Origin of the sequence: Candidatus Scalindua japonica (assembly GCF_002443295.1) — a bacterium.
Lineage (GTDB): Bacteria > Planctomycetota > Brocadiia > Brocadiales > Scalinduaceae > Scalindua > Scalindua japonica.
This window is the reverse complement of record NZ_BAOS01000011.1, coordinates 12,391-25,888: the sequence shown is the minus strand read 5'-3', so window position 1 is coordinate 25,888 and position 13,498 is coordinate 12,391. Positions and strand designations below refer to the sequence as shown.

At 37.3% G+C, this 13,498-nt stretch carries 10 protein-coding genes; 4 read left to right on the top strand and 6 right to left on the bottom strand.

Going from position 1 to position 13,498, the window contains the following annotated elements; all coding sequences use genetic code 11:
- Positions 1-29: 29 nt before the first annotated feature.
- The 5 genes from SCALIN_RS07055 to SCALIN_RS07035 all read right to left on the bottom strand — a co-directional run bounded on the left by SCALIN_RS07055 (position 30) and on the right by SCALIN_RS07035 (position 5,650).
- Positions 30-1,622 carry a GumC family protein gene (locus SCALIN_RS07055; protein WP_096893768.1) on the bottom strand — a complete coding sequence of 531 codons (1,593 nt, stop codon included), beginning with the start codon at positions 1,620-1,622 and terminating at the stop codon, positions 30-32.
- Positions 1,623-1,919: 297 nt separating this feature from the next.
- Positions 1,920-2,963 (bottom strand): radical SAM/SPASM domain-containing protein, encoded by a 1,044-nt coding sequence (locus SCALIN_RS07050; RefSeq protein WP_096893766.1) that lies wholly within the window; start codon positions 2,961-2,963, stop codon positions 1,920-1,922.
- A gap of 581 nt (positions 2,964-3,544) precedes the next feature.
- Positions 3,545-3,922, bottom strand: coding sequence for an EF-hand domain-containing protein (locus SCALIN_RS07045; protein ID WP_096893764.1), 378 nt, complete (start codon positions 3,920-3,922; stop codon positions 3,545-3,547).
- A 194-nt stretch (positions 3,923-4,116) separates the two neighbouring features.
- On the bottom strand, positions 4,117-4,926 hold the full coding sequence (locus SCALIN_RS07040) for a polysaccharide biosynthesis/export family protein (RefSeq protein ID WP_096893762.1): 810 nt from the start codon (positions 4,924-4,926) through the stop codon (positions 4,117-4,119).
- A gap of 25 nt (positions 4,927-4,951) precedes the next feature.
- Positions 4,952-5,650, bottom strand: coding sequence for a sugar transferase (locus tag SCALIN_RS07035; RefSeq protein ID WP_096893761.1), 699 nt, complete (start codon positions 5,648-5,650; stop codon positions 4,952-4,954).
- Positions 5,651-6,387: 737 nt separating this feature from the next.
- Here SCALIN_RS07035 and SCALIN_RS07025 point away from each other — a divergent pair.
- From SCALIN_RS07025 to SCALIN_RS07010, 4 genes are all read left to right on the top strand, one after another.
- Positions 6,388-6,789 carry a S8 family serine peptidase gene (locus tag SCALIN_RS07025; protein WP_096893757.1) on the top strand — a complete coding sequence of 134 codons (402 nt, stop codon included), beginning with the start codon at positions 6,388-6,390 and terminating at the stop codon, positions 6,787-6,789.
- A 110-nt stretch (positions 6,790-6,899) separates the two neighbouring features.
- Complete coding sequence (locus SCALIN_RS07020) at positions 6,900-9,494, top strand: S8 family peptidase (protein ID WP_096893755.1); 2,595 nt, start codon at positions 6,900-6,902, stop codon at positions 9,492-9,494.
- 255 nt (positions 9,495-9,749) lie between these two features.
- Complete coding sequence (locus SCALIN_RS07015; protein ID WP_096893753.1) at positions 9,750-10,802, top strand: hypothetical protein; 1,053 nt, start codon at positions 9,750-9,752, stop codon at positions 10,800-10,802.
- Between the two features lie 138 nt (positions 10,803-10,940).
- The gene (locus SCALIN_RS07010) at positions 10,941-11,786 is read left to right on the top strand and encodes a hypothetical protein (RefSeq protein WP_096893751.1); all 846 of its coding nucleotides are present in this window, start codon (positions 10,941-10,943) and stop codon (positions 11,784-11,786) included.
- A gap of 53 nt (positions 11,787-11,839) precedes the next feature.
- Here the strand turns inward: SCALIN_RS07010 and mgtE are convergent, their stop codons facing one another.
- Positions 11,840-13,189, bottom strand: coding sequence for a magnesium transporter (mgtE, locus tag SCALIN_RS07005; protein ID WP_096893749.1), 1,350 nt, complete (start codon positions 13,187-13,189; stop codon positions 11,840-11,842).
- Positions 13,190-13,498: the final 309 nt, after the last annotated feature.

Genomic DNA, 13,498 nt, shown 5'->3' with positions numbered 1-13,498 from the left:
TATTCTTTTTGCACACATCCAGGTTGTTCTTATCTTCCCTTATTTTTGATATCTGGTATTGAACCAATCACAGGTAATCCCGTAAAAAGCTCAATCTCCTTCCTGGTACTAAATACATCAACCCAAAAATCTAAAAAGAAACATGCAAGAAACGCAGCTATAATACTTAGGGGAATTCCAACGTAAAAAACATTTATTTTGAACCATGGCCACGTTACTGACATTACGTCAGGCAGGTTTGCCCTGGTAATAGTGCTTAATCCGTACTCGTTGATCTCATTGGCTTTCATAACAAGTAATTTCTCAAGTTTGTCCTTAACTGTTTTGTAGAGTGTTCTGTATATTTCTACAGATGTCACTAGTGTTTCAAGTTCTATCCCTTTATTTGACAAAAGAATAAGATCCTTCTTAATGTTAGAAATGGTACTGTATACAACTTTGCTCTTCGCATCAAGATATTGTTTCTGTGATTCCAGATCTATAAGCTGCTGTCGAAGACTTTGATGTAAGGGATTGATCCCTTCAGTTTTACTATTAACTATATTCTCCAGCTCCTTTTTCAACTTACTATTAATTTCGTTAATTTGACTCCTTAATTTAATAACGTCTATATTTTTCTCCGTCTTTTCAAGTAACATTGTTTTGAGAGCAATTTCCAGATCTTTCAAACGTGATTTAAGCTCCACCACAAGGATGTTGTTACCAGTAATATCGGAAGATATTATCATTTCATTCTCATTTTTTATTTTTGCACTTATCTCACTGGCCTTATTTGTCACTCCACTCAACTCAGCAATAAGCTCAGCAGCTTCATTTTCAAATTTGTTGAGACTCAATATAGTAACTTTTTTCTGCTCATCAATTGAAACTATATTATTCTCTTCTCTGAATCTCTTTAAGGATTCCAAGCTGTCAAGGTACTGCTCTTCCGTACCTTTAAGCTGACTGACAGTAAAGTCATAACCTTCCAAAGCCTGACTGCGTGTAATTTCAAGGGTTCTTTTAACCAGAAGTTCTGCCATCTTGTTGGCAATATCTGAAGCAAGGCGAGGCGATGGTCCCCAAATTGAAATATTGACAACCCTGGCTTCTCTCACCGCACTTACATCTAACCAATCACCTGTAAACCAACCCAAAGCAGAGAAAAAATAGTCTTCTTCCGGTTCAGGCTCTGATAGACCAGAATAGACTAATAGAGACTTAAAGAATGTATATGGGTACTTGATTACATCTATTGTTTTATGAATATAATACCAGACGATATCGCGTAATGACTCTGGCTCATAATTTTTCTTATAATAAATCTTATCAATTTCGAAGAGAGTAACTATCTCTCTTGCTAAATCATCACTTATTAAAAGCTGGACTAGATCTTGTGAAAGACTTGCCCTGTTGTCCCGCTCCGCATATTTTGCGATATCAGGAAAAAGAGTTATTTCTTGCTTTGGATTATTATGGATAAATACCTTCGTTGTTGCTTTGTAATAGTGTGGAGCCAACCACGTTCCTGCCATAATTCCCAGAAAGGTGATAATAGAAAAAAAAAGAATAAACCATTTACGTCGAAAAACTACGTATAAAATACTTAACAGTCTTTCTTGATTCGATGAAGTATAATCCATACTCAATTACTATAATTTTATTGTTGGCAATGAAAACACATTACAACGTTACATTTTAGATTGGCAAGTCAAAAAAAGCCAAAAATCACAATTTATGCTTAAAATCTAAAAAGTTTCAAGCCTTTGTATAGTCCGTATGCTACTATTATGAACCAAAAAGTACAGCCAAAGGCATATAAAACGACTTTGATTAAGGACGTTCTCAAAGAACCCTCCAAAAGAAGTTGTTATCAATATGTTTATTTAAATATTAATTGCAACGTTTATTACCACTTAGCTTAATAAAACTCAAAAATATTATGAAAAGAAGCTACTTGGTAAAATACCAAACGGTTTCCACTCCTTTTCGTACTTGTTTATGATCGCTTTTTCAGCATTAAACCAATCTTCGTCAACCATACAACATTGCTTACATAATGGCAACTTCTCAAATTTTTTACTAAAATGAATTTCGCGAATCCTACGTATCTTGTCAGAATTCCAAAGTTCCTTGAGTGATGATTTTTGTGCATTTCCAACACTCATATCACCATCTTTATCTGCACAACATACGGTCACATCTCCATTCGAAAGCACCACCATTCTCGTCCAAAGAAAATCACAAGCCTTTTTTTTCCCGTTATAAGTTGGTGCATCAACAATCAAGTTATCGTTGGTATGTTCCAGAGGTACAACAGGGCAAATTTTAACACGTTCCACTAACTGGCCCCACTTTTCAATAATCAGAGGTAACTCGTCAACATTCTCTTTCATTAAACAGATATTTACTTCTATCCATGGTTTTTCTTGAGAAAGCTCATTCCTCATCTTGATGAATCTCTCAATATTAGTAACTACTTTGTCGTAATCAGCGCCTTTCCTGATCTTCTCAAAGGTTTCTTTTCTGGCAGCATCAATAGAGAATAAAATCAAATCGAGGCCTGAATCGATTATTTTCTGGGCCTTTTCTTCCGTAAGTAACATTGCATTGCAAACCATGGAAACGTGACGAATTCCACTCTCTTTAGCAAATTTAATGATCTCAGAAATATCCGGATGCAATAACGGTTCTCCCAATCTGGAGAGCCCTACCCTGGATATTCCCCATTCTGAACACTCTTTCAGCACTTTTTTAGCAAGTTGAGTATCCATATTCATCCCATCTCTCTGCATCAATGGGTACTCACACATAATGCAACGCAAATTACAATTATTAGTAAGTTCTACAACCAACATTGGAGGGCGATGTGGTATAAAATGGAATTTTTTAAAAAGTATTTTACCAATAAATACCTTACTCAATCCTGTCAACAGCCTTGACATCTTAAAACCTGGACTGGCAGTCTTTTTACGCATTGCCATTATTGTCTTTCCTTAGCCTTTTATAATACGGCACTCTTAAAAAAAATTCTATAAACATACATTTAAAATATTCATGAATTTATACCAGTATTTAATATTGTACGATACTCTCTACATCCATGGGATTTTGAATTAAAACAAACTTACTGTTGATCTACCATACATCTTAATTATCAGATACATACAATAGTGAAGAATATGAAAAATGGAAGTAGGCGTTCTTTCCCGGGTGACTTGGTTGCCACCCTAACCACCTGAATGAAGTAGTCTAACCACATTTGATTTGCCAGTACTACGTGTTTTTGGCTGAGACGGGCAATCCTTCTTGTGCAACGACTAATCCTTATACTATAACTTAACCGGTAATAATCTAATCCGTTTGCTACAGGCGATATCAATTCGATGTATTTCAGAAAACGGTAACAGAGCAACTTTTTACCTGCCTGTACGGGCAGGTGTTATCTTATATATAGAAATACGCTTAGGAACGATAATTTTTTTGATATATCTTTTGATATATCTTGCCTCAATGACATTGTTATTGTCAGGCTGTCAAGTCAGGTTGTTTTGATAAATACTTTCTATTTATGGCCTTTTTCCTTTGCGTAATCATTAATAATGCGATTCCAGGCAATTTTCACCTCTTCTTTAGTTAAGGTGCCATCAGAATCTTTATCCACTCTATCAAAAACATTTTTTCCTCTAACCTCTTGTTGTTTCATAAAAATACGCATAAAGTTATCTTCCGTTAATGCTTTTTGTTTCTTTGCCTGATGAAACAACTTTCCTCGCTTCTCTGCCTCCGCTAAATGAAAGGCCATGAATTCATCTTTGGTAACAACTTCATCCTTATTAGAATCCATTTGAAAGAAAGGGCCTTTCCTGGTGTCATCACCAGCTATCGCAAGCGAAACAGAGAATAGGGCAAAAAAGAACACTACTAATTGTTTTATCTTCATAATTATAACCTCCGTTGAAATATAATAACAAAATAAGAATAAGCACATTCAGTGTACTACTTAATTCTTCTGTTTACAATTAAAATACGACCTTAGTGCAATTGTGGCTATAATTGTCATTATGCAATGAATTCTTTGTATACCTGCCGAGCTGGTGATGGCGGGTCACCCACTTTTCAGCATCATATGATAATCTAAGGGATAAGCTGGATCTGTGTTGTTGAGCGGCTACCCTCCCTCCCCGAAATGTTTAATGTGTCCTCAACCTGAGGCCAGATAGCTAATCCGTATTCCATATTAATAATAGGTCTGATAATACTGTTAATTCGGTTAAAGAAACGTTCCGTACTGGCAAAAGCCACTGTTGGGACATAAAGAACATCACCTGGTTGTAACGCTAAATTCTGAGTTATATCGCCTTTCTTTAACGCTGCCTTGAGGTTCAGAGACTTGAGGTCAGGGTCGTTTAGCCCACCCCTGACAAGAAGGACGTTTTTCTTCTTTGCATCTCTCGTAAAGCCACTAGCCATTGATACTGCCTCTATAGCTGTTGTAGGGCCGAACATATTAAACATCCCCGGTTGTCTTACTTCACCTAAAACAAAGATTTTTTTGCTTTGACTAGTGACAATATTTACGGTAACTTGCGGATTAATAAAATATTCAGAAAGCGTTTCTGTTATTATATCCTTGAGTTGAAACATGCTCATGCCATTTATCTGGATATTGCCCACAAAAGGATATGAGATTTCTCCTGATTGATTTATTAAGATCCTTCGATTCAGGTCATCTTCCCTCCAGACATTTATATCTATGATATCTCCTGAACCGAGGGCATACTGCGGGTCAACATGAGCGTGTATGTATTCATCTTTTTGGTTATATGTTTCAGTAACCGAGCTGGGCGTGTACTTCGAAAACGAGCAACCTCCAAAGATCACAATGAATAAGAGAGAAAAATACCGAAAACTTATCAACCCGGCTTGATGATATAAATTATTCATAATAAGAATGAAGAGTTACATTTGCTCAATGATCTTTATCAAAAATCAATTTTGACAAACTAGTAATTGTTTTGAAAAGGATTTTTATATCAAGTATGAGAGACTGATTTGTCACATAGTAGGTATCCCAGTGTATCCACTCATCAAAAGATCTATAGTCATTGTTTTCCACCTGCCACATTCCCGTAATTCCGGGTTTTACTTTAAGTCTCATTTCCCGCCATTCAGGATTAGATCTCATCTCTTCATCTGCCAGAGGCCTTGGGCCCACAAAAGACAACTCCCCCTTCAGTACATTCCAAAATTGAGGAAGCTCATCCAGTTTTAATGGTCTTATAATTTTACCGAATTTTGTAAGGCGTGGATCTTTTTTAATCTTAAACATAGGGCCTTTTACCTCATTTTTGCTGTAAAGAGAAGATTTAGTTTCCTCTGCGTCGATTACCATACTCCTGAACTTGTATATAATAAAAGGTTTACCGTTTATTCTCAACCTTTTTTGCCGAAACAATATAGGCCCTTTTGATCCAATCTTTATGATAAAACCAAAGATTGGAAAGAGAGGCAAGCAAATTATTAAGCCTAAAAGGCTCAAAATAATATCTAAACATCTTTTTGTTATCAAAAAAAAGCTACTCGCGCCTGATTCAAGTTCTAAGGGAACGTCTATCGTAGATACGTTTTTGTGTATCGCAAAATCTCTAATAAGTTTACTGTTATCCATAAGCTATGCTAAAAAATGACCAAATAATTAAAGGCACATTTATCATCAAAGAATCAATATTATAATTGATTATAATAATAAACAATATAAAAAAATACAATTTATTGAGGTTAACAGCCGGAGAGGAGGTTTGCAAAGATTTTTTCCTGTAACTTGGAAAGAAACCAACCTCGCTTAGCATTCCTCTCAGATTTTTAAAATCTAAGACTGATATTTCTGATAGAGCGGCTCCGGTTCATCACCCAAAAAGTAAACAATAGGCTTGTTACCCATTTGACAGAATATGCAAAAAATCTTTGCAATTACTTGGGAACCCATTGGCGATTAGAAATGGAAAGAAGACATCTTATCTTATATAATAAGGTATATAAATCGCGTATCATATACCAGGTTATTATAATTTTCAAATAAAATCATAGTTAGAATTTAATTTTTTCAAAATTGGCAATAATTAGTACTGTTTACATGGATTAACCCTAAGTTAGTTAAGATGTTATAGCGTTAAAAGTGTCATAAAACGCTTTTTTTCTCATATATATATGGAATCTTCAAATTAATTTGTCTGTAGACTTAAATTAATAGTTGAGCGATTTTTAATTTGCTAAAAGTTTTGGTAGTGTTCTATAGTAATATTGGCAATACTAAATACAAGAGCAAACCATGAGTACTAACAGCTTTGGTTTGGCTATAATAAATTGATTTTTACTGCAACATGCGATGGGAGTTTTGGATCATTCATGGTATATAAGCTATATAAAATAGAAGAAATTGTCTTTTTTGTCACCATATTACTACTACCATCATTTCTGAGTACATCCTGCGTTGATTCTGCAGATGTTGACCCTTCAGTTCAACTTGAGGAAAGGGCGAAGACAAATCTACCGCGCATAATGGTAAAGTTCGAGGATGGTGTAGCTGATGCTTCCATAGCTGCGGTTCTTGAAAATGTGGGAGTAAGACAGCTTAAGACGTTTGAGTATACAGGTATATGTGTTCTTGAAGTTACGGATAGTCGAAAAACTATCAAAGAAATATGTCTACAATTAAACAATTCTGGTATAGTGAAGTATGCTGAGGTAGATCATACGGTCAGCACGAACACTTTTCCTGGTCAAGAAAAAGGCGCTGCGGGTAAATAAATAAGCGGTAAATTGCCGATATTAATAGATTATAAATAAGCACAATCACAAAATGATAGACATCTGTATTCTTATATTATCATCTTTTTTCTCAGGGGAGGGCCAGGTTTATGCTTACTCTACTTAATACCATTTATAAAAGAAATGTGTTCATTGCGGCGACACTCTTTTTTATCTGTTTACTCCTTAATGTATCCTTTGCAGACTTGTCGGACAGCACGTCTTCTCATAAGTCTGAGAGTTGTATAGACTTTAATCCGGACCGTATAATAGTAAAATTCAAGGGTGAGGTTGCTGGTATATCTGCAGGTGGTGTCATAGAAAACGCCGGAATAAATATCTTAAAAACATTTAATTGTACCGGTGTCTGTGTGCTTGAATTAGTCGATAAACAAAAAAGTGTTAAAGAAATTTGTGACCAATTGAATCAATCCGGTATGGTAGAGTATGCAGAGCCTGACTATATTGTTCATGCAGATGCTATTCCGAACGATCCACGATTTCCTGATCTGTGGGGGCTAAATAATATAGGTCAAAGCGGAGGTTCACCAAATGCAGATATTGACGCTCCTGAAGCATGGAATTCTGAAACAGGGAGTAATAGCGTTATAGTGGCGGTTATAGATACCGGTGTTGACTACAACCATGAAGATCTGGTTGGAAATATGTGGATTAATCCGGGTGAAACACCCGGAAATGGAATTGATGATGACGGCAACGGATATATTGACGATATTCACGGGATTAATTCCATTCTCGGTACCGGTGATTCAATGGATAACAGCAATCATGGTACTCACGTTGCAGGCACCATAGGAGCCAAAGGTAATAACGGTATCGGTGTCGCTGGTGTGAATTGGGATATTAAAATCATTGGGTGTAAGTTTCTGAACTCATTCGGCATAGGTTCGACATCAGATGCAATAGAGTGTCTTGAATATCTCATATGGCTTAAGAATAATGGTATTGACGTAAAACTGTCGAATAACAGTTGGGGTGGCGGAGGTTTCAGTCAGGGTCTTCATGATGCTATAGAGGCTGCAGGCGACGCGGGAATACTCTTCTGCGCTTCGGCAGGCAATGCCTCAAATGATAATGATACTACCCCGTCTTATCCTTCAGGCTATGATCTACCTAATATCATAGCGGTGGCATCAACAGACAGAAATGACAGGCTTTCAAGTTTTTCAAGTTATGGAGCAACCAGTGTTGACCTGGCGGCGCCGGGGAGTTCTATTTTAAGCACCACTCCTGGAAACACCTATTCTACATTCAGCGGCACATCTATGTCCGCTCCACACGTTGGTGGTGCGTGCGCATTAGTTTGGGCACAAAACCCTTCATACAGCTACCTTGACGTAAAAGAAACCATTCTATCTACAGTAGATGTTCTGCAGAATCTTACCGGAAAAACGCTAACAGATGGGCGGTTAAATATAAATAATGCTATTAACTGTGATGCGGGTAATCCACAGTTGACTTCCTCTTTACAAAACGGATTTGAAGTGACTGTTGGAGAAGATGTCATAGTTAAGACAAAATTGGTTGCATGCGCTCTATTGAAAGGTGCTGCGGTGACAGCCACATTTGGCAGTACAGGAGGGCAGATTAACCTTTTAGATAATGGGGTGGCCCCTGATGTAACAGCCAATGATGGTGTATATACAGGAACCTGGGTGCCGAGTTCAGTAACTGCTCTGACGGTTACTATTGATGCTGTGCATAACACAAACAACTATCAGTTATTAATAAATGGAGATGTAATGTCCTTTGATGGTTACCATTATGATGATACGGTTGTTTTTAACTGGATAGATATAAGCGGTACAGGAACACCTGTTCCATTAGGTGATGACGATTTTGCCCATTTTCAGATACCTTTTCCAATAGCCTTTTATGGTACGGGTATCAATAGTCAGGCAATCTATAACAATATTTCAATTGGTTCTAACGGACAGATATACTTTGACAATAATTCTTTTGGCAATCAATACTCTAATAGCACACTTCCATACAGTAACACATCTGTTCCTTTTATTGCGTTGTTCTGGGATGACTTAAACCCATCCGGGAGTAATATGGTTTTCTGGGAAGTTCGTGGTACGGCACCCAACAGGCAGCTTATCGTCCAGTATAATCAGGTTCCTCATTATAACAGAGTTGGAGCTGCTACTTTTGAGATTGTTTTCTATGAAAATTCAGAAAACATCCTGATGCAATACCTTGATGTAGACTTTGGAAATGCTAATTATAATAATGGAAGTTCAGCGACAATAGGTATGCAACGGGACCAGCAGTTTGCGCAGCAATATTCATTTAACCAGCCTTCGTTACAGAATGATATGGCAATCCTCTGGTATCAAACAGGTCAAATACCGCCCAGTGTTAAAATTAAAGTTAATGGAAATGATGACTTGGTCTCTGTTAGTCCTAACGATAATGTTACCTATTCCTTATCTATTGATGCCGGAGACAGTCTTGGTCTGCCGGTGGAATTGTGGCTAGGTGTAATGTCGCCATATGGAACATTTAGGATTTTATCAGGAATCGATATTCCATTGATAAACTTGTCGGATACAAATTTATTCACCTTTCCATTGCCAGCCGGCATATGGGCATGGTTTATAATCATAGATGATAAACCTGATGACGTTTTGGATTTGAAATGGTACGACTGGGCAGTTGTATTGTCTCTACCGAACTGATTTGTAAATCATATATATTTTAGAGTGGAAATGGGAAAATTTTGGTTGAATTAAGATAGAAACCGATTAAAATGAGGCATAGATTGGGAGCAATCACACTTATCTTATATATGATAAAAGAGTATTTTGTGACATTTATATCCAATGTATCTGATATCACAAGGCATAAAACTTTTGTAATAATCTAAATTCATTAATGTAGTAGAGAATTCTTCTGTAAAATTATATCTGAGTATTAAGAAGGAGAAAAATACTATGAGATCGTTACTTTTTTTATTCTGCCTTTTTTTTGCAGTAATAGCTGTTTGTAGTCATGTTTCATATGGTGGTACACATTTCTATTATGACATTGACAGGTTTACACAGGTGGGTGGTACATTAGGTACTCCAAATACTCTTAATGATGAATTTGATGATGGCCTGGAGCCTCCCAGTGGCCCAGGTGGTCCTGGGACTTACGGTGTTCATTCTTCGTTTTCTCCAACGGCAGAAAACGGTGGTCTTCTGAACCTTAGTAGTAACGATGCATGGAATGTCAATGGTTCTGGCTCTCGCATGATTGGGGCAACTAACGAGACTGCCACGCCATTTATCAAGCCTGCTACAGGAGGTAGAGTAGAGGGTAAATTCAAACTTACAAATGGAATGAATGTGAATACCGGTTTTGGTATACAGATACTCGAAATACCATTACCTGACAATGCATCTTCTGCAGAATCAGTAGTTCTTGGCATGGAAAAGATGCCATCCGGCAATATTATTGCAATTTTCGATTCTAAATTAAACGGCTTGGAAAGCAATATCAGCAGTTCAAATATTACTAATTCAGTGCTGGGGAGTGCTGGTATCACAGAGGTAACCTTGAGGCTTGATGTCAGTACGGCAAATGTAGTTACCGCTTCTATTGATTTTGGCAGTGATGGTACTTTTGAGCTGCTAATGCAGGGTTCTCATACCCTGAATTTTTTCCCTGGAAACGACTATACCGGTAACTTTGGCGCTTGGTCGTTTAGTGATATTACCGGCGATTTTATTCCTCAAACTAATGGTTCTTTCAGTTTTCATATAAGCAATGATTATCCTGAAAATCTGCCTGTAGAGTGGAAATTCTGGGCCGAAATTGCGGGTACAAAGATTCCTGTTATAAATCTGGGTTCAGGCGGGGCTATTAAACTGCCGCCTTCGTTTAATGCTACATTTCCCATCTTTTTTCTTGGTTTGTTACCTCCCGGCATCACATTAGGTTCGAGGTTTGTTGACCCGGTAACTGGACAGGAATTCTGTGTGGATACTATGATTACTCCGTGACCGTCCGTTTTCTGATATGAAACTGTTGATATATTTTGATATGTACATTTATTTTGTGTATTTTGTGTATTACAATAAATATAAATTATACTTCATGATTAATTCATCTTATATAAATGTTTTTAAGGAGCTATCGTTATGTACGCGAGAATAATAAGTGTTGTTGTTATAACCATTCTTTGCTACACAACCAAAGCGATTTCAGAGGATTTAAACAACGTTGCTGTTAACTCTGAAAATGAGAGAGCGTATTCAGACAAAGCTGATGATTTACTAGTTTGCTTTGATAAAAATCTTTTAAGCGTACGGGCAAACGATGTTTCCATTGAGGATATTATGCAAGAGGTTGTGAGGATAAGTGGTGTAAAGGGTTGGGTTTTCGATGGAGGTAAGGAGAAGATAACAATAGAGTTTCGAGACATTCCACTTCAGATGGGTATAGCAAAGATACTTAAAAACAGAAATTACGGGTTCTTTTATAATCAAGGTGATAGTGGTGGCGCTCTTCACCTGGTAGAGACGGAACAAAGTCTACCTACTGGACCTTCTGGACCTGTTGATAATGAACATCGCGGCCATTTTAACTCGGCAGAATCGGTTTCAAAAAGTATGAGAAATGCTTCGAAAAACAATGTACATGCGAGACTGAATAAACGTAAATATTCAGAACAAAACACCTTTGGTCTGGCTAATGTTACGTCTCATGAAAATAATCAAAAAATAGAGGAAATAAAAAACCTGCTTACTGGTATAGATCTATCCGGCATTACGAATGCACTGTCGCAATCAACTGATACGCCTGTTCAAGGTGTGACGCCCGCAGGAGCAGAGGATTTTATTGAAGCGTTAAATAATATATCGTCAGCAGAAGGTGTACAAAGTGCCTTATCAAATGGAGAAACAGGACAGGCGTTCATTGAAAATCTTAAATCCAGTATTATGGACGAATTAAAAAAGTTTATGTCCATTAACGTAACCAAGTAAAAAAGATTGTCATTTATCAGTAGTGTCCGGTCGTATATTTAAGAGTTCTTTATTTATATGCTTAATATCCTTCTCGCAATTTCAAAGTAAATAATTATTCCGGTTACGTCTATAATTGTGGTTATAAGGGGTGCTGATACAATTGCAGGATCAAGCTTAAAGTAGCTGAAAATGAGTGGTGTGGCGGCTCCTGCGAGATTTCCTACAGTAACTACAGTGGCTACTGATATCCCTACTGTAACTCCCAGCAATGTGTTATGGAGTAAGATTATTGCTATAAAAAATGCAGTAGTCCCAAGAACTGAACCAATTACAAAACCGGCACAAGTCTCTCTCACGAGTACCTTCCACCATTGTCTTAATGCTAATTCTCCAGTAGCCAGGGCTCTTATTACGAGCGTAGATGATTGAGAGCCGATATTGCCGCCTGCTCCCATCAGCATGGGTATAAAATATGCGAGCGATATTATTGAGCTGAGGGCCAACGAATATTTTTGTAATACCTTTCCTGAGATAGTAGATGCCAGGACAAGGACAAATAGCCAGCCAACTCTTCCTGACAGTTGCTTAAAATATCCTGCGCGAAAATATCTCTCTTCGGGCATTTGTATAGCAGCCATCTTATGAAAATCTTCTGTGGCTTCATCCTCTACTATATCAAGAACATCATCAACCGTAATAATACCAACAAGTCGATTTTCACTATCCACAACCGGAAGAGATAGAAAGTCATATTTCTGGATTGCTTTGGCCGCTTCTTCCTGGTCATCGGTTGTATTGACCTTATAAATTTTTTCACTCATTATTTGGCTGATTTTCTGATCAGGTTTTGCCAGAATTATATCTTTAAGTGACACAACACCACACAACACCCTGTGTTCATTTATTGCATAGCACGTATAAATTGTTTCTCTATCAGGGCCTGTCCTTCTTATATGTTCTAATGCTTCTGAAACAGTGATTTGCGTTCCCAAATCTACATATTCCGTAGTCATTATCCTTCCTGCCGATTCAGGTGGATAATTGAGCAAGATATTTGTCTCCTCTCTCTCTTCTATTGGAAAGAGTTTGAGAAGCTTGTTTACCATTGAAGCGGGAAGTTCGTCAAGGAGTTGCGTCCTGTCATCAGGACTCATCTCAAGCAAGATCGTTTTTGCCCGACTTTCAGTAAAGAATCCGAGCAGCTCTTCTTCCTCTTCAGGGTCCAACAGGGAAAAAACATCAGCCATCTTTGTCTTATCAAGAACACGTAATGTTATAACCCTTTCAGCTGGTTCCAGTTCCCGTATTATCTCTGCTATATCCGCAGGATGTATCTCCCTTAATAAAAGGCTTAATCCTTTCAGGTTTTTGCTTTCAATAAGTTCCTTTAACTCAGGTGTAAATATTTTATACCATTTCATAGTATTTTAATTTGCTGTTTCTTTTAAGCTTTTGCCGGAGCGATAGAATGGGTGATAATGCAATCCACAGCATCTTGAGCAAATCGGCAGTACATTATGCTTTGCGACATTTTAATAATATTTGAAATAGAGCTCATCGCGTAAATGTAATAAAAAAATTTATAAATGGAGGTTGGATATTTGCTAAGAATGTTCCTGCAATGTTCCTTACACGCAGGGTGTTACAGTTGTAAACGACGTAAATGATATTAAAATAAGATGAAAGACGCAAGATGAAAAATACAAATGTGTGGACAACGTCAATCTTTT

Coding starts and splice junctions, on each gene's coding strand:
- SCALIN_RS07055 (WP_096893768.1), bottom strand. CDS start 1,622: ATGGATTATACTTCATCGAATCAAGAAAGACTGTTAAGTATTTTATAC.
- SCALIN_RS07050 (WP_096893766.1), bottom strand. CDS start 2,963: ATGGCAATGCGTAAAAAGACTGCCAGTCCAGGTTTTAAGATGTCAAGG.
- SCALIN_RS07045 (WP_096893764.1), bottom strand. CDS start 3,922: ATGAAGATAAAACAATTAGTAGTGTTCTTTTTTGCCCTATTCTCTGTT.
- SCALIN_RS07040 (WP_096893762.1), bottom strand. CDS start 4,926: ATGAATAATTTATATCATCAAGCCGGGTTGATAAGTTTTCGGTATTTT.
- SCALIN_RS07035 (WP_096893761.1), bottom strand. CDS start 5,650: ATGGATAACAGTAAACTTATTAGAGATTTTGCGATACACAAAAACGTA.
- SCALIN_RS07025 (WP_096893757.1), top strand. CDS start 6,388: ATGGTATATAAGCTATATAAAATAGAAGAAATTGTCTTTTTTGTCACC.
- SCALIN_RS07020 (WP_096893755.1), top strand. CDS start 6,900: ATGCTTACTCTACTTAATACCATTTATAAAAGAAATGTGTTCATTGCG.
- SCALIN_RS07015 (WP_096893753.1), top strand. CDS start 9,750: ATGAGATCGTTACTTTTTTTATTCTGCCTTTTTTTTGCAGTAATAGCT.
- SCALIN_RS07010 (WP_096893751.1), top strand. CDS start 10,941: ATGTACGCGAGAATAATAAGTGTTGTTGTTATAACCATTCTTTGCTAC.
- mgtE (WP_096893749.1), bottom strand. CDS start 13,189: ATGAAATGGTATAAAATATTTACACCTGAGTTAAAGGAACTTATTGAA.